This is a genomic window from Pseudomonas sp. NPDC089918 (assembly GCF_050280605.1).
Classification (GTDB): Bacteria; Pseudomonadota; Gammaproteobacteria; order Pseudomonadales; family Pseudomonadaceae; genus Aquipseudomonas.
The window spans coordinates 218,236-243,033 of the sequence record NZ_JBNNVP010000001.1 but is presented as its reverse complement, the minus strand read 5'-3'; the positions used below and the strand labels follow the sequence as shown (position 1 = coordinate 243,033).

Here is a 24,798-nt window from a genome sequence, read left to right as displayed (position 1 = left end):
ACCGAGGCACGCCGGCGCCATGAGCGCCCCCTTGCTTGAGCGGCATTCTCCCCACGCGGTAGCGGTGTGCTCAGGCCTGGCTGATATCCAGCAACCGAGGCTTGGCAATCGCCAGATAATCCTGCGTATCGAGCACCATCGACGCATCCAGCCGACCAGCATTGAAGGCGATTTCGCTGTAGCCGGTGGTCAGGGCCGGATCGACGATCAATTGAATCCGCTCATCGAAGACGAAAGGAGGGATGGCGCCGATCCGGCATCCGGTCAGTTCCATGGCGGTTTCGGCCTTCACCAGTTCGGCTTTTTTCCCGCCGAGGGCCGCACCGACCTTCTTCATGTCGAGCTTCTGGTCTCCCGGCAGAATCACCAGAGCATACGGTTCGGCCTGACCCTTGAGCGAGCAGAGCATGGCCTTCGCGCCTTGGCCGGGCTCGGTGCCACGGATTTCGGCGACCCGCGCCGACTGGCCCTCGGCATCGTGCATCAATACCCGGTAAGAGGCTGCGCGGGCATCGAGTAGCGCCACTAGGCGATCGAACATGGGATGCATGTGATTTTCCTCAGGTTTACAGGAACAGGTCGTAGGACAGTTTGCTGATCAGAATCACCAGCAACACCAGGAACAGAGCCCGGACAAAAGGCACGCCTTTATGAACCGCCAGCCAGGTGCCGGTCAGCGCGCCCAGGATGTTGAATGCCGCCATGGGGATTGCGATCAGGTAGAGCACATTACCCGTCGGGATGAAGAATATCAGCGCCGCTACGTTGGTCGCGATGTTCACCAGCTTGGCCGACGCCGAGGCATGCAGGAAGTCGAAGGCGAAGCAGCGGATAAACAGGAAGATCAGGAAGCTGCCAGTGCCGGGACCGAACAGTCCGTCGTAGAAGCCGATGGCACCGCCGATGACGATCGCCAGCAGTTTCTCCTTGGTACCGATGTGCATGGGCTTGTGCAGGGCGCCGAAGTCCTTTTTCCAGAAGGTGTAGATCGCCATCAGCACGATCAACACCAGCACCGCCGGCCGGATCATCGACTGGGGTACGAACGACACCGTGGCCGCTCCGAAGAAGGCCATGACAAAGGCCGCACAGGCGGCGGGAACCACCAGACCCCAGTCGATCACCACCTTGCGCACGAAGGACCTGGCCGCGAATGCGGTGCCGCAGGCTGCCGCGACCTTGTTGGTGCCCAGCAGCGCCGCCGGTTGTGCCGAGGGCAGCACGTTGAATAGCGCAGGTATCTGGATCAGTCCGCCGCCGCCCACCGCCGCATCGATCAGGCCAGCGGCGAAGGCGAACACGCAAAGGATGACAATATCGACCATGAAATCAGGCTCTGACTATGTAGGGTTGGTGAGGGTCCAGCGGCATCACGCGTGCCGGGTCGTTGACCCCGAAGACGCGCAGCATCCAGCGATCCCGGCCGTCGTAGCGGGGGGTAAAACCGTCCCGGGCGTGCAGGGTTTGCTGGTTCTTGAAGATCAGCATGTCCCCCGGTTGCAGCAGTATGTGGTGCACGACATCGGGATGATTGGCGGCGGCGGAGAACAGTTGCAGGGCAAACTGCGCATTGGCGCAGGTCGCTTCGACACTCGCCTTGTTGTAGCGGCAATACAGTCCACCGGTTGCGTTTCTGTACAGCAGGGGGACGTTTTCCAACACATTACCCTGCTTGCCGAAGGAGGCCGGTCGGCGAATGGAGAAGTTCGGTCGTGACAATTCTTCTTCGACGGAGGCCGGCAGCATGGCCAGCACCTCGTCAATGGCGATGATGCGCGTCGGCACGTCGAGCTCGCATCGCAGGCCGGTCAGAGTCAGGTACTCCGGACAAGCCGACAACTGCGACACGGGTTCGCAGGTCAAGGGCAGGTGAGGGTTGTCGACATGCATGTCCAGATCCGCGCGCGAGCCATAGGAACTCTTTTCGGTCTCTCGCTTGTGCTTGGGTGATACGTGGCGGAACACCGTGTCGTCGCTTTCACCCTCGTACGCCAGCGGACGGGTTTGCAGGGTTTGCAGAACGGACAGGATCGCCCCGGCCAGAACCGACAGGTTCTCGATACCTGGTTCCAAGTCGTAGGGCGTGGCGGGCAGCTGCGGGTCCAGCGGCAGCCCCCTGACGATCATCGCCACTGCACGGGCTTGGGGAAAGTTGCGCAACTGCTGGATTTTCTCGGCGTACAGGACACTCTCCAGCAACTGCCCCAAGGCCGGCATGTGGCGGATGCCCGAGGCGCTGTCGGTCACGGCCAGCGATGCCAGGCCGGCTTGAAGTGTGCGCTGTTCTTCGAACGACACATGAATTTGCGGTATCTCTTGTCGGGTCGGAGTCGCTGATTTTTTTCCCAGCCACCCATGAATTTCTTCACCGATACGGGCGGCGGATTTCCCGACTACTTCATCCAGCTTCGACACGTCCTTCTGCTCCTGTTTGCCCCATCCTTGTGGGTTGAGCGGGAAGGTTAACGGAAGGGCCTTTTTTGTGTTGCAATACCACGTTGTGAAAAGTGCAATGAGGTGGCCAGTGGCATTGAATATGTTGGGGGAACTAGAAGCCTTCGCGACGGTGGCTCGCAAGCGCAGTTTCATCGCGGCGGCACGTACTCTGGGGCGCTCCCCCAGCGCGCTGACCCGCGCCGTTCAAGCCCTGGAGGAAAGCGTCGGGGTCAAGTTGTTCAATCGCTCGTCCAATGCCGTGAGCTTGACCGAAGCGGGTGAGCGCTTGATGCCTCACGCTTACAAAATGCTGGATCTGCAACGTGAGGCGGATGAAGACCTGGCCGGTCTCAGCGGCCTGGCCTACGGCTGGATCCGCTTTTCCGCCCCCGAGTTTCTCGGGCACGGGGTATTGCCCCGGTTGATCGCGCAGTACAGCGAGCGTTATCCAGACGTGAACGTCGATGTGATTTTTACCGATGAACTCATTGACCCGGCCAAGAGCAAGTTGGACTTCTCGATTCGTGGAGCGTTTGCGCAATCGAGTGACCTGATCGGCTATCCGCTCTGGAATTATTCACGTTACCTGTATGCCAGCCCCGGGTATCTGGAGCGGCGCGGGATGCCCGACTCCATCGAGGCGCTGGAGGCGCACTCGCTGATCCTGCACACGGCGCCGCGGATTCTCAAGGAGTGGAATTTTCGCAGTGAAGAGCGGGCCATCAGCTTCCGGGTTCATCCAAAATTTCGTTTCAGCTCCGGTTTGGCGGTGTTCCAGGCGGCGCTGGCGGGCGTCGGGATCGCCCGCCTGGCGGACTGGATGGCGGAGCCCGAAGTGGAAGCGGGGCGCCTGCTGCGGGTCTGTCCCGAGTACAAACTTACCTCCAGCGGCGGTGAAAGCCCGCAGATGCACGCGGTGTACCCGGCCGGGAATCTGCCGCTGCGGGTGAAGTCGTTGTTGGAAGTGATCCGTGGTTTTGGCGACAGCCTTGGTCGAAAGCATGCGGGGACACTTTAGGAGGCGGCTGGACTGCAAGGCACCTTGAACTGAATGGCCGTTTTTGGCCGACTCTGTTGAAAAAGTCGGCCATGGTTTCCATGGCAGAAAAGTACACGCTTGAGATTGAAATCTTTACTTTTGAGTAGAGGATTCCGGGCTCAGATTTCGCGTAGCTGCGCGCAAAAAGGCTGTTTCAGTATGCGAGCAGTCCGGAAGGACCGACGTTTTCAACAGAATCGACCGAATGCAGACATCAGTAGCTATCGCAAAGGTTAGCGAATCAGAATACCCGGACTGACAGCAAACGAATCGTATGTCTGAAAAGGGTGAGGCCATTGAAATTAAAGTTCAGCCACGTGGATGTTCTCGTCGAAGACCTTGAAGAAGCGTGCGGGTATTACGCCCGAGTCTTCAGCGCCAGGATTTCAAAGACACTTGATTGGCAACGCGACGGTTTGCATGTGCGCTATGCGATCGTCATGTTTGGAACGGAGCGCCTTATGTTAGTGCAACCGTTTACCGGAAATCTCAAGGCGCTGATGGACTCCAACGGCGAAGGCACGATCTATCGTCACTGCTATTCCACACCAGACATTGAGGCAGCGTACGACGAATTGATCGATGCAGGAGTCCAGCCGGAAAATGAGAACGGAAAACCACTGTCCCGCGATAATCTGCAATCGCCAAGCGGGACACGCATAATTTGGTTACCGAAACGCTTTGGGCATTTTTCTATTGAGCTGCTTGAAGAGAAAGAGCTGGAGGCATTCATTAAGGATGCATTTGCCGAGGAGCCTGCACAAATCTTCTAAACGTCATTTCCATTGCGCGGTAATTTAGTCGTCCGCACAGATAAACGCTGAACCAATGGAGCCTTCCGTGGATAGACGCAACTGGATTGAGCTGTCCCAGGACGCCGATACCGGGATTGAATCAATTCGTGCTCATTTTCAGGGCCATGCCTACGATCCGCATTGGCATGACAGTTTTCTGGTGGGGGTCACCGAGCAGGGCGTGCAGCAGTTCAATTGCCGGCGCGTTCGCCACCTCAGTACGCCGGGCAAGGTATTCATGCTGGAGCCGGGGGAAATCCACGATGGGCACGCGCCGACCGAGGAGGGGTTTACCTATTCCATGCTCTACCTCGATCCGCATTGGCTGGAGCGGGAGTTGCACGCGTTGTTCGAGCATGCGCCGGCCAACAGTCAGCCGGGTTTTGCCGACACCCTGAGCCAGGATCCGCGCCTGGCCACTGCCATTTTTCAAGCCTTCCACGCGCTCCATGAGGGCGATTTGCGCATTGTGCGCCAGAGCGCCATCGACACCTTGTTGGGGGCGCTCACTGGCCACCTTGATTGGCGCAAACGTCAGGCTTTTGATCCGCGCCTGCCGTGGGTGGCCCAGGTGGCGCGTGACTATTTGCATGCCCATGTTTATGAAGACATTGGGCTGGATGATCTGGCCAAAGCCTGTGGTGTCGATCGCTTTCGCCTGACGCGGGCTTTCAAGGCAGCCTTTGGGCTGGCGCCTCATGCTTATTTGATCCAGCTGCGCCTGGCCAAGGCGCGACAGCTGCTGGCGCGGGGCGAGTCGCCGGCGCAGGTGGCCAGTGCCCTCGGGTTCGCCGATCAAAGTCATATGGGGCGCTGGTTCCGCCGTGCCTACCAGCTCACACCCGCGGATTACCGCAAGCGCTGCTCAAACCTTCCAGACTGAATTTCGCTGATCCGCGACCATGGATTCCTATCTGATCAAGGAGTCCATGCCATGGAATCGTTGCTGCCTTTCCTGCTGTTTGCGTTCGTTGCCTCGATTACCCCGGGGCCGACCAATATTCTGGTGTTGAGCCACAGTTCGCGGCGGGGGCTGGGGGCCACACTGCCCATCATTTTTGCTGCCTGCGGGGCGGCGGCGCTGATTGTGTTTGCGGTCGGGCTCGGCGTGGGCGAAACGCTGCTGCGGTTTGCGCGTGTGCAGCAGGCAATGGCGTGGGCCGGGGTGCTCTGGTTGAGTTGGCTCGCCTGGCAGATCTTTCAAAGCGCGCCGCCGTCCATGGACCTGACCACCTCGCGCGACGAAGGTGTCAGCGTGTTCGGTGCCGCCACCCTGCAATTGGTCAACCCCAAGGTCTGGATGATGGCGGTGGCGGTAGTGAGCGTATTTGTCGGTGGCGGTGACAAGACCCTGCGGCTGATGGTGTTGTCGCTGATATTTTTGTTGGTCTCCGTGCCCTGCATGACCCTGTGGGCGTTGCTCGGCGTGGGCAGTGCCCGGGCTTTTGGTTCGCCGCAAGCATTCAAACGTATGAACACTGCACTGGCTTGTTTGCTGCTGGTATCGGCCTGGTTAACCGTGCTGGTGTAGGTCGTTGGCTGGGCCGGTCGCTTGAATCAGCTACTGGACCCCGCATGGCTTCAAGCGGGCGCATTTATGGATTGGCGCATCCCTGCGCCAAACGACCGGTGTTAGCGCTTGATCAGCGAAATCTTGGTTCCTTCGATGCTGATCCCAGCCATCAGCCCCTGCTGGTCGAAAATGAACGCGTAGGCATCGTCCTTCACGGTCGTGCTGGACAGATTCTTCGCCACCCCTTCATCAACCATTACAACGGTGGGTCCTACGCCGACTTCCCAACCCTTGGATTTGCGTATGTAGTCCACGGCTTTGTCGGTCATCAGGAAAACCGCATAGCCATACGACTGGGCGCCTGCTTGCAGCCCCCAGGACCCGGTTACGGAGTTGTAATAATTCTCTACTTTCTTGTCCTTCAACAATACGCCTTCGCCATAGCTGCCGCCGAACACAAGGCCCGCCTTGATGATTTTCGGAAAGACAAGAATCGCTTTGGCGTTGTGCGAAATGCTTTCAGCAAATGGCGAGGACTTGTACAGAGTTTGCAACGCTTGCCGAGAGTCGACATCCAGATCCTCGGCAGTTGCCGCACGAGCAGTGTTCAAGAAGCTGGCCGATGCCAGTGTCGCAAGGACGATCGATAGGAAGAACCGCATTGACTGAGTCATGTTAGTACTCCGATACGGGAGCATTGGATATGAGCAGCAGTCAGCACTTGCCCCTCGGAACAATCCGAGCCTGCTGAAACTATCCGGCGCACCCTAAAATATGTGAGCTACTGACTTCGCCCTTGAATGAGGCCTTCGATCATTGGCGACGTCATCACCTGCTTTGACCTCTGTGTATCAGCCGGGTTCGTTGTCAGAAACTGCGATGACCAACTGTAAAAAAAACGGACACCTGACAAGGCGCCCGTTTTTCAATCATCTAAATCGAAAGATCAAACCGATATTCATGCTCTGTCGTTTCTTGCCGGGATAGAGGTTCGATCAAAAAGCCACACCGTTCGAGTACTTTTGCCGAACCCATATTTCCAGCGTAGACGTTGGCAACCAGTTGTTTAAGGTTCCAATGTAACTGCGCCTCCTGAATCAGATGCCTCACCGCCAGCGTTGCCAGTCCCCGTCCGCAAGCGCTTTGAGCAATCCGATAGCCAACTTCTGCCGACCGCTCGGACATATCGATGCCTTTCAGGTTCGCTCGCCCAACTATTTTTCCGTCAACATCTTCGAGGACAAATGGGTGCCAGGTTCCGGCGGTAAAACCAGATAAATAAGCCGCAATGTGGTCAGTGACGCCCTGCACCGTGTAAAAAGCAGCATCGCGCGCGTCAATGAAACGCTCGAACCACTCGCGATTGTCCAATTCAAATGTCAGCAACGCCTCAGCATCAGTACTTTGGAGGGTACGAATTCTGACGGGTTTCATAAGGTCGCTTCCCTTTCTGGTAGAACTGCTTGGTCGTTGCGCAATGGATCAGTTTTCGGATTGATGAGCCGCCCAGTGTTTCATCTCTTCGGCAATGAAGTGGTTCACCAGGTCGCTGTACATCTTCTCGATGGCATCCGGGCTCAAGCCCTCGGTCTCGGCCCACTCGCGACGTGTCGCCAGCATCGCCTTGAAACGCTCCGGAGCACGCACCGAAGTCGCCGAGGTCTTGAACTTCGAGGCAGCCAGCACGTACTGAAAACGCTTGCCCAACAGCTTGATAACGGCGTGATCAAGGGCATCGATTTCGCGTCGGATGTCCTCCATGCCTTCACATTCTGCGGGTTGTAATTGATTGATGACTTCCATGTAAGTGACTCCATTTGCTGAAAAAGATCGTGGGACTTCGGAAGAGGTATTAGCGGGTTAGGCATTCACTTGAGGGCAAGGTAGGCGAAGCGAACGAGTTGAACCGTTTGTCAGGCGTACAAGCCATATCCTGCCGCGATGATCAGCGGAGAAACCAGCAGCGTTGCCCAGAACCCCGATTTTGGAACAGCAATGACGCAAATGATCGAGATCATCAGCACATAGATGCCAACAATTTTAAGTAGCGCGAGATCGGCAACTGCTACGGCGTGAATCGCTGTATGCCCTGCGAGCATAAAGAGCGGCCCCAGCAGGGTAAACCAGAGGGCAGTACGCCGATCTTCGTGCGCTCTGAACTGGTCAACGAAGCCTGAGTCTACAGCGGCGGCGAATGCTGTTTTGAACTTGATAATACCGAATGGAATATGGATGGCGCCCAAGACGAACAGGGTCCATGCGACGATGTTTGACATCTTACATGCTCCGTAACGGTAAGGTTGGGCAAGTGACTAACATTTGGTAAAGGAGCCGTCGACGCGTATTTTTGCTGGTTAGAATCGCCATTCCTCAGCGTGAACGACGCGACAGAATGGGCCCGCCAAGGTTGCATTGTGATGAGCGACGATATTTTCGGCCTTCAACGCAGGGGTGTCGGTGCAGGTATGACCATCGGCGATCAGCACTGCATCGAACCCAAGATCTCGTGCGGCGCGGCAGGTGCTGTCGACACAATACTGGGTCTTCATTCCGGCAATAACCACGCCTTGAGATCCACAAGCTTTTAGTTGATCGGCGAGGTCCGTCATGTGGAAAGCGTTGGGTCGGCTTTTTTCGAAGATCACCTCGTCGCCTTCCAGTAACAGTTCCTGCACCAGTTGTGTCAACGGGCTTCCAGGGTCGATAGGCGAGCCGAGCGGACCTACGTGACGAGCAAGAAAAATAGGCGCGCCTGCCCTGCGGGCTTTGCTCAACAGGCTATTCAAAGTGTTCAGCAGCGCTTCGCCATTCCATGGTTTATCCGGGCCATGAAACAATCCAACCTGCATATCGAGAATCAACAGTGCATGCATAGTGCTTTCCTTGCATTTGGGCCAGCGACACAAGGGCAAAAGAAAAGGCCCTGTCCATCACTGGCGGGCCTTTTGAAGTTCGTGCGTTATTGGCTCACGACACCTCTCACGACCCGCCCCGGGCGGTCGTGGTCGTGGTAGTGGTGGTCGAGGTAATGCGTGGCTGATTCATAAAGTTGACAGTATCTGTACGGTACCCTTGTTGGCAAGAGAGGCGTGACCTGCGTGACGGCTACTACTTGTATTGATCGTTGAGGTCCGCCTATGGCCCAGAGTGTGTAAAAACGTACGTCGAGGTGATAGGCACCTTTTAAACACCGCCATATTGATACACCGTCGCACTCCAATACTGGCTGCCGTTACGTTTTTGCCGAGTCCATCCATCTGCCACCAGTTGTTTGGCGATCATTCGATTCATAAAGCCATGACCGAGCAGTAGAACCGGTCCTTCGCTGGCAGCAAGGGACTGAAGTCGTTGAGCTGCCGTGCTGGCGCGCATCTTCGCAGTGGCGACGGATTCGACGCTGCGTGAGTAACCGCACAACCATAAGACTCGAAGGATAAATGCCCAGGTAAACGGCGATAGCCGTGGCAGTTTCCAGTGACCATAAGGCAGTTGCGCTTCACAGAAAAGCGCGTCGACGAGGCCGGGCTTCAGGCCAAGAGCCTGGACGGAAGTCAGCGCACGAGGCGAGTTGCTTGAGACAATCACCGTGGCGGTTGCGGCGAGCTGCATGCTGGCATCCGGGACGGGTTGGCTGGTGATTTCGGACCGGTTGTAGTGTTCGATCCAGTCTTTCATATCGAGCGCTGACATTTTGTTGGTTGCGACCAATTTTGGCTGGCCGTGACGCATCAGGATTATTTTCCTGCTCACAGTATGTTTACGTCCTTGTCCTGGTATGCGGTGAATGTGGAATCCGACGGTCATCTTATCTGCGAAAGTCAGTCGTCGACCATGACGGATGTGCGTTTTTCCGGCGACGGAGGCGCACTGCGATTTTCAAACCAACCGTGATCGCGGTACCACGCCACGGTGTCACCGAGTGTCAGCTCCAGCGCCCGGAAACTCAGGCCAAGCTCTTGTTCACTCTTGCTGTGGTTGAAACAGGTGCGGTCCTTCTCTCGTATCAACAGGCGCAGTGTGGCCATGCTCAGCAGAATGGGCTTGCCGGTGACACGCGCATAGATCTCCTGCACCGCCGCCAAGGCGTATAGAAAGGGCAGTGGTAGTTGTCGAGCGGGTGTCTTGACGCCAGCTATGCGTCCCAGAACAGGCACCAGCTCACGCATGGTCATATGCCGGCCCGCCGCGAGATAGCGCTCACCACGCCGTCCAAGTCTGGCTGCGGCAATCTGCGCCATTGCCACATCGCGGGCATCGACAACGGAGAAACTGCCGGGGATCAGTCCGGGCAATTTGCCACGCACGACGTCGTTAACCAACTGTCCGGAGGAGGTCGGGCCAATATCGGCAGGGCCCCACATCCAGCCAGGCAGGACCATGCAGGCATGCATCTCGGGATGGCGTTCCAGGAACGACAAGACGACACGGTCGGCGAGGATCTTGCTACGGTAGTAGTCATCCGCGTCGGCGTCGGCCCGCAGGCAAGTTTCATCGATTGACGTGCCGGGTGCGCCGTCGAGCACGGCGATGGAAGAGGTATGGATGAAACGTCGGATACCGGCGTTGTAGGCCTGGGCAAGCAGGCGCCGCGTACCCTCCACGTTAATCTTTTCGAGTTCCTTCCAGTGGCTGCCGCCCTTGTAGTTATCGCGAAAGAACGCGGCGGTATGAAACACCGTATCGCAGCCTTGCAGCGACGCTGCGAACGCGTCGACATCGGCCATGTCGCCAACGACCAGTTCCACACCCTGCAAATGCTTGAACTGCTGTTCACCTTTGGCTCTTGAACGAACCAGGGCTTTGACCGCGCAACCACGAGCGATCAGTTCTCGCACCAGGTTGTTGCCCAACAGGCCGGTCGCGCCAGTGACGAATGTGCTATGCATAGGTCAACCCTCACGCTGATCGGCTAAAAAATGACATCAACACCGCACTGTCGAAGAAGGCCTCTTCACGGATGGCCAGCCCGTCTTTGAAGGTGAAGTGTGCGGCGTAGTACACGGCAATATGGCGGCCATGGGGTGGAATCACCCGGTCCGGCAGCACTAATGGTGCGGTGAAGGTGCCGGTCAGGAAGGCGGTCAGTGCCAAACGATCGTCACTGACGGCAAATGGGCTGAAGGTCAGCTGGGCATCAGGGAAGGCTTCGAGTAATGCGATTTCTCGTTTGCGCATGGATTCGCGACCGGTTTGCATCCCCATCCCATCGAAGTAGATGAAGTCTTCGCAAACCAGCGTAAGCATCGCTTCCACATCACGGCGATTGAAGGCGCTGGCGGCGCGTTCCGCAAAGTCGTTAGGGCCAGTAGTCATACAGTCCGTTCCATTCGTTTCGAGGACGTGTAGATATACCGTTGACGCCTCTGCCGAAAAACAGCGACTGCTGCATAATGGCTTTGCACATTTGCAAATCAGGGAAGATATGAAGCATGGCTTTGCAAGCAAACTGGGACGATCTTCGCCTGCTGTTGGCAGTCTCGCGACGTGGCAGCTTTCTTCAGGCCGGCCAGTTGCTGGGGATTGCGGCGTCTACTGTGTCGCGACGGCTGACCCAACTTGAAAGGGCACTGGGCGAGCCACTCGTGGAGCGGGGCGTTGAAGGATGCTGGTTGACCCCGCGAGGCCAATCCCTCGTGGACGTTGCCCTGGCTGCAGAAGCGGGCTTGAGGCGTCAAACCGTTACGGGCATGTCCGAGCCACACACAGAGTTATCTGGCACTGTCGTGGTCAGTGCAGGGGAGGGGTTCTCGTCTTGCGTGCTGGAGGCAGCGAGTCGCTTCACCTCCGCGCACCCGCGATGCTCGGTGGAGTTGCTGATAACAGCCGACTTTCACAAGATCGTCCGCGGCGCCGCAGACATTGCCGTACGCACAGCTCATCTGGGCGAGCCGTCGCTGATTTATCGCCCCTTGGGCAAGCTCGCTTACGGTGTCTTCGCCGATGCAAGTTATCTGAAGCGGTTTCCAGGAGTGACTCCGACCACGGCGGTCAATATTGCCTTGCTTCCTCCGCTGGATATGTTGCCGCAACTGTGTGTGGCAAAGGCCGCGGGTCTGGAACACACGCAGATCAGCGTGAACTCGTTCGCGGCTCAGCTCGAATCGGTGAGGCGAGGTATGGGCGTGGCAGTGCTGCCCTGTATTCTGGCGAAGGACCTGATCGGGTTGTTCCCGGATATCCAGCTTCCAGATATGGAGGTCTATCTGGTGACCCGGCCGCAGGCGTTGAAGCAGGCTCACATCAAGTGTTTTTTTGTCATTCTGGAGCAGGTGCTGCTGGAAGCCATTTCCATAGAATGTGTCGAAGATTACCCATTGGGGGAGGCGCCCCGAAATGGGTGAATAAGGGCAAATACATCTTCTAAAATTCAGTGGCTTTGACTTTGCAATCTGGTAGGGGCACAGTCTGGCGCTACGTGAGGATGGATGCCTCGGTGAAGCTTAAGGAGAATGCCGTGTTTCCGATCAATATCTGGCTTACCTATACTGCCGCGTGCTTGCTATTGGTACTCGCACCAGGCCCGGACAATCTGCTGGCCGTAGGCCGAGGACTCAGTCAGGGCAGGATAGCCGCTATCGTATCGGGCATGGCATCCGGGGCGGGAATTCTCTTTCATGTGGCAACCGCTTCACTCGGATTGACTTTGCTTATGCAGACGTCTGCAGTTGCCTTCTGGGTCGTCAAGCTCATCGGCGCCGGTTATCTACTTTGGCTTGGCATAAAAGTCCTACGCTCTCGTAGCCTGATTAGCTTCCAGCCAGCGACTCGGCAATCACTGCCGAGCATTTTCCTCACGGGATTACTCTCGGCAGCGCTCAATCCGAAGCCTGGGTTTTTCGTTCTTGCATTCATCCCTCAGTTCGTCGACCCACAACGCGGCTCAGTGAGCGTGCAGATGCTGGTATACGGCATATGGTTCGCCGCACTGACGGCAGTGGGATTCGCACTTATGGGTGTATTTGCCACTGCACTGTCCCGATTTCTGCGTCAGAGGCCACGATTGGTAAATGGCCTGAACGTAGGGGCAGGACTCACCTTCGTTGCTTCGGGAGTATCGATAGCGGCACTCAGCCAAAAATAGGATCAGTATATTGGCGTCGCGGAGCTAAGATTTCAGCCTCGCTGAGCCCCGGTGATTATGAAAGCTGACGACTTTAAGACTTATCTTTCAGGGCTGAGATCATGGCTCTGTATAGCCGCGAAATTGTCATTCGCCGTCAGAATCTTGTTCGCATGCTGCCTTTTGATCGCAACCGCTAATCACATCCGTGCAGACGTTTCGCATGGATTGTTCTGGGACTACGGATACGGGCCTGGCACTTACTTGGGCAGCCGTATTTTCTGGGGGGCGCTTACGTTTTTTGACCCGATTGCAGCATTGCTACTATTCATCAAGCCAAGAGCCGGAATCGTGCTTACGGCAGCGATTATTTTGGTCGACGTAATCCACAACACTTTTTACGTCGCGTTGAAGCAACAGTGGCTGGAGCCGTTCTATCTGTCCCAGGTAGCTTTTCTTATCGTAGTATTCCTACTCTCACCCATCGCTTGGAATGACCCTATTCGGGACGTAGCGCTCACCAATTCATTCCGGCTGTGATTCGCTCCACACGCCTGCCGACACAGCGAGCGAGTGAGATAGGGCAACTGCTGCCGCATCAGTGGGTGGCGGCGTCGGTTGATCACACTTTGCTACGTTGGGCTTTAGCGGGTGCTACTCCCCGGATAAAAATCGTTTGGTGATCATTGCCACTGCCTCCGCTGGAGATGTCAGGGCTGTGTCTATATTAAATGGGGCGTTATCCCACGCCTCATATTCATGATCCAATACAGACTGCCAGGTTGGTGGCGTCAGCCCGGGAATATCAATCTTCCTGGTTTCTACCCGTCTCCGGTGTTCATGTTTATCAGAGCAAACCACCTGGATATTCACTAATGGAGCACCAGAGCGTGTGGCGATTTCGCTCCACGCCTTTCGGCTTTCGATTACTGGGTTAACGCAGTCGACTATGACCGTGCTGCCAAAACGAAGATTGCTTAGAGCAAGCTCATTAGCGACCATGTAACCGCTCCGCCCCACGTCTTGTGCCAGAGCACCGGAATTTCGGATAGCCTGCTCAATCGTATCGATCCGCAGATACACGGCACTTGTTCTGGTGGCAAGGTCACTTGCGATAGTCGTCTTTCCGGTACCCGGAAGGCCGCTGAAGACAATGAGCATTTTATGTCCCTCGGTTAGTGAGTTAACCCAGTCCAGGCGGTTGCCTGATTTGCAGGACCAAGCCAGGAATCCCTTGATTCAAGAGATTCATACGCCATAACTAGCGGCTATAACAATGAGCGCGAGAAAACAGACCAACTGAACGAAAAAGAAGGCAAACCGAACCGCCACGAACATATTGGTTTGCACATGGGATACGTGAACCACAGACTGGCACACTCGGGCAATCAGGACGATTACGGACAAGTAGCTCACTGCAGGGTCGTCAACACCAAGGGTTGAAATCACCCACACAATGGCGCCAAAGACCGGCAGATTTTCCACACAGTTCGCGTGTGCTCTTATCCCACGCCGATACCAATCCTCGCCTTCGAGCTGATCGCATCGGAAAGAGGCAATCGGAACATTCGAGAACAAGATTCTGACCCAGCGATACACCCCGACGGTTGCCATCAACAGCAGCAAAGTCCAGGTCGCAAATCCAAGCAACATCCACATCGGTATTGTCATGGCTGCCAGCCTCGATAAATCGTTTTCAACACGTCATCCCACAGCCGCGCGGCCGACGTACGGTCGGCCGCCCCCTGTCGATCAATTGCTCATGATTGGCGCCAGCGCGGTCTGAATCGTGGACATCTGTGCGGGTGTTGTCATGCGCGTAAGCAGTCGGCCAAAGTGTGGATGCTCCACGCCCGAGATAATGTATTGCCAGCGGTAGGCGCTCAGCACGCAGGCTTTGATTTGCGCTGTGTCATCGACACTGAATGACCGTGAAACATTGCGAATAAAGTAGTCGGCATCGGATGCCGATTGTGCCTGCAGTATTCCGTCGACGGCCGCCACCAGCGCAATCAGATCGTTCACTGCCTGGTCGCGCTCGGCTGGCGAGAGTTTCGCGTGCTCCGCCTTCCACTCCAGTTCATCGAGTACGACGTGCCGGCTTTCATCCTTCCAGTGAAACTTGAAAATATCCTTGAAGAGTGGGCACAACTCCTCACGCGGGGCGATGCTTTGCGCGTAGTGCGCCTGAACAAACAGCTCGATATGACAGGTCAACGCCAACACTGACCAGGTGCTGGCTGCAAGTACCGAGCGCGCCACATCGTTTGGATCGGCAACTTGCCGATACCCCGCTGGCAAGTGCGAACTAATCATCGTCTCCATACGCCGGAACAGCTCCTGGTGCTTGATCTCGTCATTAGAGAAACGCACTAGCGCTTCGAGTGCGAGCTGATCGTCAAAGACATGGGCTCGACCTTGATCGAGCATTTTGGCGCTGATAAAACGCTCGACCAAGCCAAAGATATACGCATAGGTTCGGCCCTGAATCTGACTGAGCAGGCGCGCCTCATCCGCGTCGAGAAAGGTCAGGCGGTCGATCCGCGACAGTCCGTCGGGCAAGAATTTGCGCGAGAAGTCGAAGCTCCGATCCTGTAGCAAATCACGATCGATCTGCCATTCCGCTTTCTTCGATGATCTGACAAGTTGAGCATAACGGTCGGCGTTGCCCGAATCTGAGCTGGGCATGGTAGCAACGGTGTTCATATCGATCTCCTGCTTGCCTGGTCGAGTTGGAATGGGGCAATTACGGTTAACGTCGGAGCCAATGACCATCGGTGAAGCGTCTGGGGATCGTCTCGATCACGGAGTCCGCGTTGGTGCTAATCTAGGCCTCGCAGTTCAGGCGATGAATGACCAGTGCGCCTGATTACATGCTCCGGACTCCGGAAAGGAGGGCTGGCAATTGCTGGATGCGTTTTCTGATGTGTTGCGGGTGATTCGGCTGTCAGGAGGGGTTTTTCTCGAGGCGGAATTCACTGCGCCCTGGTGCGTCAAGGGAAGAATCTCTGCGGACGATTGCAAACCGTTCCTGGCGGCACCTCGACATATCATTGCATCGCATTTTGTCGCCGCGGGGCATATGCAATTACAAGTCGACGGCGGTGCCGCCATCGACGTGCGGGCAGGCGAACTCGTTCTGCTTCCTCACAATGACGCTCATTCTTTTGGCAGCGACCTGAGCATTGCGCCCATGTCGGCGGGCGAAGTTATTCAGCCGCCAGAAGTCGGCGCTATTTCACGAATCAAGTACGGCGGGGGCGGCGAGGTCACGCAGCTATTGTGCGGATTCCTCGGCTCTGAAACCCCCTTCAGTCCGTTGCTTTCGTCGCTGCCATCCTTATTGAAACTAGACTTGCGCGCGACGGCTTCGGGAGCCTGGATTGAAAGCTCATTCCGTTTCGCTGTCAGTGAGATTGCGGCGGGGCGCCTCGGCTCGACAACAGTCATCGCCAAGCTCTCCGAATTGCTATTCGTCGAAGCCGTCAGCCAGTACGTCGCGAGCCTCCCCGCTGAGCGACGCGGGTGGCTGGCGGGTTTGCGAGATCCGCATATCGGGCGCGCACTGGCGCTGCTCCATGCCCGTCCAACCAAGGGCTGGACTGCAGAAGCCCTAGCGCTTGAAGTGGGCATGTCGCGCTCGGTATTCGCGGAGCGATTCACGGCATTGGTCGGACAGCCACCGATGCAATACCTGACGCTCTGGCGTATGCACGTGGCGGCTCAACAGCTGCGCGAAGGTCGCGGTAATGTGGCGCAAATCGGCTTTGCAGTGGGCTATGAATCCGAAGCCGCGTTCAGCCGCGCATTCAAACGCCAGTTCGGCACATCACCCGGCACTTGGCGCAGACAATCAGCGTGAGGTGGGGCCGGTGCTGATGGACACTCTGATCAAGCCAGGCAGCAAAAGTCTCATCACGGCCAATTCATCTACCCAGTCTCGCGCCGGCCTTGTCGGGGCGCATTACCTCCCAGTACTAAAGGAGGTGCCAATGAACGCTAAAGGACCATTCCAGTCTGGCGTCATAGGTTTAGGCTCAATCCCACGATCAAAAGATACCGGCTGCAATGGCCCATCCATCACTGCATCTTAAAACACTGTTCGCCTGAACACTTGATGTAGCACCGTCTCCCGCTGAACGTTGTCAATGATGACAATCAGACGAGCCTCACAGCCTGCGATATGAGTAGAAAACCTCACCTGATTTCCGGGTTTCCAGAATAAAAGAGGATTTATCATGAGCAGCACCTTCTTCATTCCATCCGTGAACATGATGGGCATTGGCAGTCTCGACGAAGCGATGCTCGCCATCCGCAAATATGGTTTCCGTAAAGCCTTGATCGTCACTGATGCCGGCCTGGCCAAAGCCGGCGTGGCCGCCAAGGTAGCCAGCCTTCTGGCCCAGCAGGACATCAACTCCACCCTGTTTGATGGCGCCAAACCGAATCCGACGGTCAGCAATGTCGAGAAAGGCCTCGAGCTGCTTGGTCGTAGCGATTGTGATTTCATTATTTCCCTGGGCGGCGGCTCACCCCATGACTGCGCCAAGGGCATTGCCCTGTGCGCCACCAACGGCGGGCACATCAGTGATTACGAAGGCGTGGATCAATCCGCCAAGCCACAGATGCCGTTGATTGCGATCAATACCACCGCCGGCACGGCGAGTGAAATGACCCGTTTCTGCATCATTACCGACGAAGTCCGGCACGTTAAAATGGCCATCGTCGACCGTAACGTCACCCCACTGTTGTCGGTCAACGATCCTTCGCTGATGGCAGGCATGCCCAAAGGCCTGACCGCCGCAACCGGCATGGACGCGCTGACCCACGCTATCGAAGCCTACGTGTCGACTGCGGCAACGCCGATCACCGATGCCTGTGCACTCAAGGCCGTGGAATTGATCTCGGCCAACCTGCGCACTGCCGTTGCCCAGGGTGACGACATGACCACCCGGGAAAATATGGCCTACGCGCAATTTCTTGCCGGCATGGCCTTCAACAATGCTTCGCTGGGCTATGTCCACGCCATGGCGCACCAACTGGGTGGGTTCTACGACCTGCCCCACGGCGTCTGTAATGCGATCCTGCTGCCCCATGTCGCCAGCTTCAACGCCAGCGTATGCCTGGCCCGGTTTAAAGACATCGCCAACGCAATGGGTGTCGACACCCAGCATCTGGATGCGGAAAAAGGCGCCGCCGCAGCCATCACCGCCATCCGCAAACTGTCTTCGGATGTCGGTATTCCGAGCGGTCTCGCCGAACTGGGCGCCAAGGCCGACGATATCCCGATCCTTGCAGCCAATGCCATGAAGGATGCCTGCGGCTTTACCAACCCGCGTCCTGCCAATCAGGACGAGATCGAGCAGATTTTCCATACCGCGATGTAACCGATGTGAAGTAACGCCAGCCAGCTCAAAAGCCCCGCCTTCGGTTGAAGTGCGGGGCTTTTAGCAGCCAGCTGTCTCGTCCTGAATAAGGTTTACACCTTCTGACTTCTTATCAGGAAGGTATTCACTGTCCTTGCGAAGTGAGGTGAGCGATGGATTCTATGCTTCTGCTCGATCTCCGACAAAAAAACGGGTGCCCGCAAGGCACCCGTTTTCATTTACTCCGCCGCCTGCGCCCGCAAGCGTCGGCCGATCACATCCATCAAATCACAGCCATCGCGCAATGGAATGGCCAGTAGTTTGGAGAAGTCCGACAGCACCACCGTGTCGCAACCGATCTCGGCGCGGAAGGCGATGTTTTCCAAGACTTGGGTGACCGTGCGGATGCGGTAGTCGGCCATGGCGTGCAGGACGTCGAGTGGGGCTTGGGTGTCGATGAGCAGGGAGGCCGGGATCAGGTCGATTCCGGTGAGGGGCATGTATCTATCCATGTTTGAAAACTCCGATCAAATGCAAAGGTTGACTGTCCCTCAAATCGTCGCCAAACGAATGGGTGACAGCTGTACGCAGGTTGGCGAACCGGGATCGGAATACCGGCAGACCCGAAGGTCTCCCGCGCACAGCTGCCATAAAGACAGCTTTGCGAGCGCGCAACAGCATCTGCAATAAAGCACAGAGCTTTTGCACCCGATCGAACAGGTCGCCAAACCTGGTCGCCATTTGGGCGACGGGCGGACTATAAGCGTCAACGGGCTAGGCGGGCAAGGTGCAAGGGGCTGAGCTTCGTGTAGGAAGTGGTGGACGAACCTTTCCTTGCGTCTCTTGGAATCATATGGCGCATAGGTTTCAGAGGGGAGAGAAGCTATACTCCTGCGCCATGCACAATCCAGATCATATCCGCGAACTGCTCAAAAAATGGGTCGCCAAGACCATGCCTCATGGTGAGGGCGATGTCTTCATTGGGGAGCTTTGCTTCATCAACAAAGCAAGGCGCGCAGATCTTGTGCATGCCAACGGCCAGCTAACGGCGTTCGAAATAAAATCAGCCGCAGATAGCTTGTCCCGATGGGAAGGGCAGCAAGATGCGTATCTCAGTTGTTTTGATCAGGTTTGGCTTTGCTGTCATTCCAAACACATAGAGAAAGCGTTCGGCGTAACTCATAGGAGCGTCGGAATTCTTGTGGTTGATGATCTTGGATCTATCGCTGTGGTCAGGAAAGCAACTCACAATAAATTGCGCGATAAATTTACCCTCACAGGGCTTCTGTGGCGGTCGGAATTAGACGAGATCTGCAAAGAATTTCAACTTGAAACGAAAAGTGCTATGAGGATAAAGGAGGTGCGCCTCGAAGTGACCGAGGCGCTGGAGTGGGAGCTTATTCGAGATAAGGTTTTAAGCAGTCTTAAGGTTCGTTATTCTGGAGGTCAGAATATGTCGTCGATGGATACGTTGTCGCCATCATCTTGCTGAAGGAACTGGAGCGTCGCGCAAATATGCTGATTGGCTCTTAGGCCGTTCCACACTCCATTGTTACCATACCGCTCACTAGTTTGGCTGATACGTCCATATTCTCTGGTCGCCCAGCAAAAATCATCTCCGTGGTAGTCGGGCAACTGACGAATATCTCTTGCTAACTGAACATAATTTTCGAATTCTTTATCTCTTCCTAGACGTTTCAACCACCATTCATTAGGTGTGTAATAACTGGCGAAGGGTATGACGGCCATGCCTTGGATATACTCTACTGCGGCGCCAGGGTTGGTGCCCGCGTAATCGCCATAAATTAAGTTTATTGAGCCATTTAACTGTTTGGCCTCAGCTTGCCAAACAATATCGTGACATATGGCGGTGCTGGAGCTTCCTGATTGAGGTTTTTGACTAGGGAATGATGAGCTGATTAGGGTTGTACTATGAACTTCGTAGTTGTTTATGGTAGATAAAATGTGATCGAGAGTGCCGCCATTGATAGTGGATATTGGAGATCTATCTCCAAAATCCAAAATGACAAGTATGTTTTCTGGGGTTGATATGGCGTCTAGAATATTTATGACCCTGTCCCAGCTTGGGCCAACTATTTCGGTGGGACAAACAACCCTGACTGCGATGACGTTGAAGTCTATTAGCAATAGTCTTGCCAGTTGTATGATGTCTCGGGCGTTGTCAGTATCCAGCCAGGATACGACTGGGATTAATGAGTTGTTTTTTACTTTTACCTCTGCGAACCAATTGCGTTTATTTTCAAAGTGGTTGTTGGAGTTATGCAGGTCTCTTTCACCTATCACGTCGCTGGCAATGTCAAGCGGAGATCTAGATATATCCATCAAATAAGGGTAGTCACCCCAGTTCGCGAGAAAATCATTAAGATGACGCTCCATGCCTCTCATGTTGAGAAGAGGGGATATCAATTCTTTACGTGGATCTTCTAGATTTATCAGAGCTTTTACATCGTTTTGGCCTACCTTCATACACGGTGTATAAAGCATGGGTACCTTCCTTTGGTGGTGTGCTTAACCCGTCTGGGGTTGGATTGAGCGTAGATGCCTTTTCCGCCACCGAGATCCTAGTGATGTATCTGCGTATTTCTGTTCGGCTTCCCTAGCGAGTACATTAAAAAAAGCAATCTCACTGGCATCAGGTTCCGTTATTCATGCCTACGTAAATCCAATTACAATCCTCCGATTACGTCGTGTCCTATCCCCACCCGAGACGGAACCTCAATGCAAACCCCCACCACCCAACACCCCCTCTGGCAAACCTACCTCCTGTTCCTCGCCCCCATGGTCCTTTCCAACTTCCTCCAATCCATGTCGGGCACGATCAACAGCATCTACATCGGCCAAATGCTCGGCACCCAAGCTCTCGCGGCGGTATCAGGCATGTTCCCCGTGGTGTTTTTCTTCATCGCCCTGGTCATCGGCCTCGGCGCTGGCGCTGGGGTGTTGATCGGTCAAGCCTGGGGCGCTCGCGAGTTGCATTTGGTGAAGGCCATTGCCGGATCGACGTTGCTGTTGGGGGCGATGATCGGGTTGGTGGCGGCGGTGTTGGGCAGTGTGTTTGCCCGGCCGGCGTTGCAGGGTTTGGGCACGCCGGTGGATGTGCTGGACGATGCGGTGGCGTATGCGCATGTGATGATGTGGATCTTGCCGTCGCTGTTGGTGTTTGTGTTGTTCACGCAGTTGCTGCGTGGGGTGAGCGATACGGTGTCGCCGTTGTTGGCGCTGGTGGTGTCGACGTGTGTCGGGCTGGCGCTGACGCCGGCGTTGATTCTCGGGTGGTTGGGGTTGCCGCCGATGGGGATTCAGAGTGCGGCGTGGGCGGGGTTGGCGGGTAACTTGGCGGCGATGGGGTGGCTGGCGTGGCGATTGATTCGCAAGGGGCATCCGTTGGCGCCGGATCGGGAGATGTTTGCGTCGATGCGGCTGGATCTGGAGATCCTCGGCAAGGTGTTGCGTATCGGGCTGCCGACCGGGTTGCAGATGGTGGTGCTGTCGTTGTCGGAGCTGGTGATTCTGGCGCTGGTGAATCAGCACGGTTCCCAGGCGACGGCGGCGTACGGGGCGGTGACGCAGATCGTCAATTACGTGCAGTTCCCGGCGCTGTCGATTGCGATCACGGCGTCGATTCTCGGTGCGCAGGCGATTGGGGCAGGGCGCATCGAGCGCATGGGGCCGATTTTGCGCACGGGGCTGTTGATCAACGTGTGCCTGACCGGTGGTTTGGTGGTGTTGGGTTACTTGCTGTCGCACTGGTTGCTGGGGTTGTTCCTCACGGATGATTCCACCCGGGCGATGGCGGAACACCTGTTGCACATCATGCTTTGGAGTCTGCTGGTGTTTGGCTTTCAGGCGATTGTCGGCGGCATCATGCGCGCCAGCGGCACGGTGTTGGTGCCGGTGGTGGTTACGATCGTTTGCGTGGTCGGGGTGCAGTTGCCGGTGGCGTATCTGCTGGATGCGCGCTTTGGGCTGCAAGGTGTGTGGATGGCGTTTCCGGTGGCCTATCTGGGCATGCTGATGCTGCAGACGCTGTATTACAAAATGGTCTGGCAGCATCAGAAGATTGAGCGGTTGGTGTAGGGCGTTCGTTTGAGTGCGAAATTGCACTCCACTTGACCACCTGTTTGCATTCGACCTGACCAATAATTTGCATCGCTTCTGACCACCGGTTGCATGGGATTTGACCGTCATGCTTCGTAACCGTGATCGGCAGAGAATTGCGCATTGCAGCCCTTCTCGACAGGCAGCAATCGGCCGAGGCTGTGTAAAAACGTTTTTGATCGTAATAGGTGGCTGGATTCGACACAAAAATTGCGCTCCTACGCAAATTTCAGGTCTGCTGAGTTGCCGAGTGCCAGCAATCCTAGAACTCCACTTTGTTGTTCGCGGACTGCGTCAAAAACTCGGTAATCAGTGACGTAACCTGCTGTTGGATTACCTCGCGCGGGCGAGCATTGTCGCCATCCCCGCAAATGATGCCATCGCCAGGAATGTCCTCTTCGAGCAATGCCACTGCACCTGGTTTGCAAATCGACAAGAAGCTGAAATGGCTGGCGTCACTGATCTCGACATAGCGGCTGGACGCTTGGGGCAGGCGTGTGGCCAGGTTGGCGGACTCCAACTGAGCAGGCAGTTCCACCGATGGTGCGCCGGCAGCGATAACTAGCACCGGCACCGGCAGTGCCGCAAGGCTCTCATCGGTCATCCCGCGCGAGAGTCCCAGGTCCAAAGAAACCACAGCGGTGACCCGTTGATCGCGCAAATCGCCGGCCAGAGCAGCCTTTAATGCCGGAGTACTCTCAGGGTTGATCTTTTGATAATTGGTGCAACTGGATAACTGCGGATGGAGTTTGCAGTCACGGGCAAACAGGGCCGGGTCGAAACGAGCACCGGCGATCTCCATTGCAGTCCAGCCGCCGAGTGAATGGCCCACTACAGCAATTTGACGCTTTGCGACCACGCCAAATTTTTCAGGTTGAGTGGTGACCGCCTCAATGGCCCGATGCAGGTCAATGGGCCGCTGCCATAACTGCGCCGCCGCTTGCGGGCTGCGATCATGGGTCGTGGTGCCGGGGTGGTTGACCGCTGCGACAATGTAACCCTTATGGGCCAATGCACTCGCCAACCAGTTCTGATTGTTCCAATTGCCTCTGAATCCATGGGAGAGCACCACCAATGGGTGCTCTCCAGCGGAGGGTGGCGCGTTGCGAACCGCAGAAGCACCGACAAACACCACATCGTCGCCGATCAACTGTGGGGTGACGGTCGTTGTACTGGGATACCAGACGACCATCTCCAGCGGACGCTTATTGTGTGGGTCCGGCAGGGTGGAGGATTGGAAGCCGACAGAGTTGACGTCAGCGAGAGCGCTGGTCGTCAGACCGGTTAAAAGCAGAGCGCCGAGAGCTGTTTTCAATGGGGTTTGTCTTCCTTGATTTAGATAGGGGTTCAGAACCTGAAACCCACCGATAGCGTGCATCACATCTCGCAAGTTATAGAAATCCAGCGCCGTGAGCAGGTGAATCTGCACCGACATTAAAGCCGATACTCCGACTGACATGCATAGTTTTCGTTATCTGCATTGACCGGTCAGCAGCCGGGCTTTCGGGGCAAGTCCGAAGGGCCGCGACGGCCAGCAATCGACCAAAGCTGACGGTCGACCAAGCAAGCTCAGAGCCAAAGATACATTCCCAATAGGAATGCATTGCATAAAATTAATGAATTTTTATTATCGCCCTGTATGACCTAACTTGATTCAAGGACATGGAGAAGCGCCTTGAAATCATTACCGCTCAACTCAGCTGAAAAATTTGATACCCATCGGGCCAATGAGTACGGAAGACAGAGTCGTATCGCATTAGCAGGCTATGACGCCTGCCACGATCTTGTTGCGTGCATGCTAGCGGCAAGCCTTGGCGATACAAATCCGGCGAAAGTACTGGTGGTTGGCGCTGGCGGCACTGCGCAGGAAATTGTTGCGATGGCAACGCTGGAGCCTGCCTGGCGCTTCACTGCCGTTGATCCATCCGCGCCCATGCTGGAGGCTGCGAAGCACCAGTTGGAGGCCAACGACTTGCTTGAAAGAACGGACCTGCATCTTGGGCATGTTGAAGACCTGGCAGCAGGCCCGTCCTACGACGCAGCCACCTTGATCGGTGTCCTGCATCATCTCGAAGGTGATGATGCCAAGCACCAGCTTTTACGTTCCATTCGGGCTCGTCTGAAACCCGATGCGCCACTGATTGTCGCGGGAAATCAGTACGCGTATGCCAGCCAACCGCTATTGCTGGCTGCCTGGGGCCAACGGTGGCGGCAGCACGGAGCCAGCCCGGATGAAGTGAAGGTCAAGCAGGGAAAAATCCTCCAGGGCGCTGACCCGCCACATTCTGAGGCGGCGGTTCAAAAACTGTTGAACGACGCCGGGTTCGGGGACGCTACGCGTTTCTTCAGCAGCCTGTTCTGGGGTGCCTGGTTGACGTGCAAAAGGGTTTGAAGGTGGACGCGACAGGCCGCAAATGGCCGTTCTCTACCAGTCGTGTGAGACAGAAAGCGACCCAATATAGATAGTCCGT

At 56.0% G+C, this 24,798-nt stretch carries 28 protein-coding genes; 11 read left to right on the top strand and 17 right to left on the bottom strand.

All coding sequences use genetic code 11. The features are described from left to right. Nucleotides 1-70: 70 nt before the first annotated feature. Genes ACQKPC_RS01100 through ACQKPC_RS01090 form a run of 3 tightly spaced genes read right to left on the bottom strand, consistent with a single transcriptional unit; the run spans nucleotide 71 to nucleotide 2,415 of the window. Nucleotides 71-550: a YbaK/prolyl-tRNA synthetase associated domain-containing protein gene (locus ACQKPC_RS01100; RefSeq protein WP_008074055.1), complete on the bottom strand. Its 480-nt coding sequence runs from the start codon at nucleotides 548-550 to the stop codon at nucleotides 71-73. 16 nt (nucleotides 551-566) lie between these two features. Further along, on the bottom strand, nucleotides 567-1,325 hold the full coding sequence (locus ACQKPC_RS01095) for a sulfite exporter TauE/SafE family protein (RefSeq protein WP_427622821.1): 759 nt from the start codon (nucleotides 1,323-1,325) through the stop codon (nucleotides 567-569). 4 nt (nucleotides 1,326-1,329) lie between these two features. Next, nucleotides 1,330-2,415 (bottom strand): TauD/TfdA family dioxygenase, encoded by a 1,086-nt coding sequence (locus tag ACQKPC_RS01090; RefSeq protein WP_427622820.1) that lies wholly within the window; start codon nucleotides 2,413-2,415, stop codon nucleotides 1,330-1,332. Between the two features lie 109 nt (nucleotides 2,416-2,524). Here ACQKPC_RS01090 and ACQKPC_RS01085 point away from each other — a divergent pair, with 109 nt between their 5' ends. The 4 genes from ACQKPC_RS01085 (at nucleotide 2,525) to ACQKPC_RS01070 (ending at nucleotide 5,800) form a co-directional block, all read left to right on the top strand. Beyond that, nucleotides 2,525-3,454, top strand: a complete 930-nt coding sequence (locus tag ACQKPC_RS01085) for a LysR family transcriptional regulator (protein WP_008074052.1) — start codon at nucleotides 2,525-2,527, stop codon at nucleotides 3,452-3,454. Between the two features lie 317 nt (nucleotides 3,455-3,771). Beyond that, entirely contained in the window at nucleotides 3,772-4,248 is a 477-nt protein-coding gene (locus ACQKPC_RS01080) for a VOC family protein (RefSeq protein WP_427622819.1), read from the top strand. Nucleotides 4,249-4,315: 67 nt separating this feature from the next. Next, complete coding sequence (locus ACQKPC_RS01075; RefSeq protein WP_008074051.1) at nucleotides 4,316-5,152, top strand: AraC family transcriptional regulator; 837 nt, start codon at nucleotides 4,316-4,318, stop codon at nucleotides 5,150-5,152. Between the two features lie 51 nt (nucleotides 5,153-5,203). After that, entirely contained in the window at nucleotides 5,204-5,800 is a 597-nt protein-coding gene (locus tag ACQKPC_RS01070; RefSeq protein ID WP_427622818.1) for a LysE family translocator, read from the top strand. A 101-nt stretch (nucleotides 5,801-5,901) separates the two neighbouring features. Here ACQKPC_RS01070 and ACQKPC_RS01065 read toward each other — a convergent pair whose 3' ends face one another. The 8 genes from ACQKPC_RS01065 to ACQKPC_RS01030 all read right to left on the bottom strand — a co-directional run bounded on the left by ACQKPC_RS01065 (nucleotide 5,902) and on the right by ACQKPC_RS01030 (nucleotide 11,095). Next, the gene (locus tag ACQKPC_RS01065; protein ID WP_427622817.1) at nucleotides 5,902-6,456 is read right to left on the bottom strand and encodes a YSC84-related protein; all 555 of its coding nucleotides are present in this window, start codon (nucleotides 6,454-6,456) and stop codon (nucleotides 5,902-5,904) included. A gap of 259 nt (nucleotides 6,457-6,715) precedes the next feature. Next, nucleotides 6,716-7,216 carry a GNAT family N-acetyltransferase gene (locus ACQKPC_RS01060; RefSeq protein ID WP_192342674.1) on the bottom strand — a complete coding sequence of 167 codons (501 nt, stop codon included), beginning with the start codon at nucleotides 7,214-7,216 and terminating at the stop codon, nucleotides 6,716-6,718. A 48-nt stretch (nucleotides 7,217-7,264) separates the two neighbouring features. Continuing rightward, the gene (locus ACQKPC_RS01055) at nucleotides 7,265-7,585 is read right to left on the bottom strand and encodes an isochorismate lyase (RefSeq protein WP_063343151.1); all 321 of its coding nucleotides are present in this window, start codon (nucleotides 7,583-7,585) and stop codon (nucleotides 7,265-7,267) included. 110 nt (nucleotides 7,586-7,695) lie between these two features. After that, the gene (locus tag ACQKPC_RS01050) at nucleotides 7,696-8,058 is read right to left on the bottom strand and encodes a DUF6463 family protein (protein ID WP_427622816.1); all 363 of its coding nucleotides are present in this window, start codon (nucleotides 8,056-8,058) and stop codon (nucleotides 7,696-7,698) included. A 78-nt stretch (nucleotides 8,059-8,136) separates the two neighbouring features. Next, the gene (locus ACQKPC_RS01045) at nucleotides 8,137-8,655 is read right to left on the bottom strand and encodes an isochorismatase family protein (protein WP_192342677.1); all 519 of its coding nucleotides are present in this window, start codon (nucleotides 8,653-8,655) and stop codon (nucleotides 8,137-8,139) included. Between the two features lie 310 nt (nucleotides 8,656-8,965). After that, the gene (locus ACQKPC_RS01040) at nucleotides 8,966-9,511 is read right to left on the bottom strand and encodes a histidine phosphatase family protein (RefSeq protein ID WP_427622815.1); all 546 of its coding nucleotides are present in this window, start codon (nucleotides 9,509-9,511) and stop codon (nucleotides 8,966-8,968) included. A gap of 89 nt (nucleotides 9,512-9,600) precedes the next feature. Further along, complete coding sequence (locus ACQKPC_RS01035) at nucleotides 9,601-10,668, bottom strand: SDR family oxidoreductase (protein WP_427622814.1); 1,068 nt, start codon at nucleotides 10,666-10,668, stop codon at nucleotides 9,601-9,603. A 10-nt stretch (nucleotides 10,669-10,678) separates the two neighbouring features. Continuing rightward, a complete protein-coding gene (locus ACQKPC_RS01030) occupies nucleotides 10,679-11,095 on the bottom strand; it encodes an ester cyclase (RefSeq protein WP_008074035.1) in 417 nt (138 codons plus the stop codon). A 116-nt stretch (nucleotides 11,096-11,211) separates the two neighbouring features. On the opposite strand from ACQKPC_RS01030, the gene ACQKPC_RS01025 reads away from it, so the two are divergent. Continuing rightward, nucleotides 11,212-12,123 carry a LysR family transcriptional regulator gene (locus ACQKPC_RS01025; RefSeq protein WP_427622813.1) on the top strand — a complete coding sequence of 304 codons (912 nt, stop codon included), beginning with the start codon at nucleotides 11,212-11,214 and terminating at the stop codon, nucleotides 12,121-12,123. 113 nt (nucleotides 12,124-12,236) lie between these two features. Next, the gene (locus ACQKPC_RS01020) at nucleotides 12,237-12,863 is read left to right on the top strand and encodes a LysE family translocator (protein WP_427622812.1); all 627 of its coding nucleotides are present in this window, start codon (nucleotides 12,237-12,239) and stop codon (nucleotides 12,861-12,863) included. 633 nt (nucleotides 12,864-13,496) lie between these two features. Here ACQKPC_RS01020 and ACQKPC_RS01015 read toward each other — a convergent pair. The 3 genes from ACQKPC_RS01015 to ACQKPC_RS01005 all read right to left on the bottom strand — a co-directional run bounded on the left by ACQKPC_RS01015 (nucleotide 13,497) and on the right by ACQKPC_RS01005 (nucleotide 15,548). Beyond that, the gene (locus tag ACQKPC_RS01015) at nucleotides 13,497-14,003 is read right to left on the bottom strand and encodes an AAA family ATPase (protein ID WP_123493927.1); all 507 of its coding nucleotides are present in this window, start codon (nucleotides 14,001-14,003) and stop codon (nucleotides 13,497-13,499) included. An 87-nt stretch (nucleotides 14,004-14,090) separates the two neighbouring features. Further along, entirely contained in the window at nucleotides 14,091-14,513 is a 423-nt protein-coding gene (locus ACQKPC_RS01010) for an MAPEG family protein (RefSeq protein WP_427622811.1), read from the bottom strand. An 81-nt stretch (nucleotides 14,514-14,594) separates the two neighbouring features. Further along, entirely contained in the window at nucleotides 14,595-15,548 is a 954-nt protein-coding gene (locus ACQKPC_RS01005) for a diiron oxygenase (RefSeq protein ID WP_427622810.1), read from the bottom strand. Between the two features lie 199 nt (nucleotides 15,549-15,747). Between ACQKPC_RS01005 and ACQKPC_RS01000 the strand changes: the two genes are divergently transcribed. Beyond that, the gene (locus ACQKPC_RS01000) at nucleotides 15,748-16,704 is read left to right on the top strand and encodes an AraC family transcriptional regulator (protein ID WP_427622809.1); all 957 of its coding nucleotides are present in this window, start codon (nucleotides 15,748-15,750) and stop codon (nucleotides 16,702-16,704) included. Nucleotides 16,705-17,080: 376 nt separating this feature from the next. Beyond that, nucleotides 17,081-18,229 carry an L-threonine dehydrogenase gene (gene yiaY, locus ACQKPC_RS00995; RefSeq protein WP_427622808.1) on the top strand — a complete coding sequence of 383 codons (1,149 nt, stop codon included), beginning with the start codon at nucleotides 17,081-17,083 and terminating at the stop codon, nucleotides 18,227-18,229. A gap of 218 nt (nucleotides 18,230-18,447) precedes the next feature. Here the strand turns inward: yiaY and ACQKPC_RS00990 are convergent, their stop codons facing one another. Beyond that, nucleotides 18,448-18,720 carry a hypothetical protein gene (locus tag ACQKPC_RS00990; protein ID WP_048397200.1) on the bottom strand — a complete coding sequence of 91 codons (273 nt, stop codon included), beginning with the start codon at nucleotides 18,718-18,720 and terminating at the stop codon, nucleotides 18,448-18,450. A 386-nt stretch (nucleotides 18,721-19,106) separates the two neighbouring features. On the opposite strand from ACQKPC_RS00990, the gene ACQKPC_RS00985 reads away from it, so the two are divergent. Further along, the gene (locus ACQKPC_RS00985; RefSeq protein WP_427622807.1) at nucleotides 19,107-19,700 is read left to right on the top strand and encodes a sce7726 family protein; all 594 of its coding nucleotides are present in this window, start codon (nucleotides 19,107-19,109) and stop codon (nucleotides 19,698-19,700) included. Here the strand turns inward: ACQKPC_RS00985 and ACQKPC_RS00980 are convergent. Continuing rightward, a complete protein-coding gene (locus ACQKPC_RS00980; RefSeq protein WP_427622806.1) occupies nucleotides 19,655-20,713 on the bottom strand; it encodes a beta family protein in 1,059 nt (352 codons plus the stop codon). The two genes, ACQKPC_RS00985 and ACQKPC_RS00980, sit on opposite strands and share 46 nt — an antisense overlap. Before the next feature lie 234 nt (nucleotides 20,714-20,947). On the opposite strand from ACQKPC_RS00980, the gene ACQKPC_RS00975 reads away from it, so the two are divergent. After that, nucleotides 20,948-22,306 carry an MATE family efflux transporter gene (locus ACQKPC_RS00975; RefSeq protein ID WP_427622805.1) on the top strand — a complete coding sequence of 453 codons (1,359 nt, stop codon included), beginning with the start codon at nucleotides 20,948-20,950 and terminating at the stop codon, nucleotides 22,304-22,306. 283 nt (nucleotides 22,307-22,589) lie between these two features. Here the strand turns inward: ACQKPC_RS00975 and ACQKPC_RS00970 are convergent, their stop codons facing one another. Beyond that, entirely contained in the window at nucleotides 22,590-23,642 is a 1,053-nt protein-coding gene (locus tag ACQKPC_RS00970) for an alpha/beta hydrolase family protein (RefSeq protein WP_427622883.1), read from the bottom strand. A 360-nt stretch (nucleotides 23,643-24,002) separates the two neighbouring features. Here ACQKPC_RS00970 and ACQKPC_RS00965 point away from each other — a divergent pair, with 360 nt between their 5' ends. Next, the gene (locus ACQKPC_RS00965) at nucleotides 24,003-24,719 is read left to right on the top strand and encodes a class I SAM-dependent methyltransferase (RefSeq protein WP_427622804.1); all 717 of its coding nucleotides are present in this window, start codon (nucleotides 24,003-24,005) and stop codon (nucleotides 24,717-24,719) included. The last annotated feature ends 79 nt before the right edge of the window (nucleotides 24,720-24,798 follow it).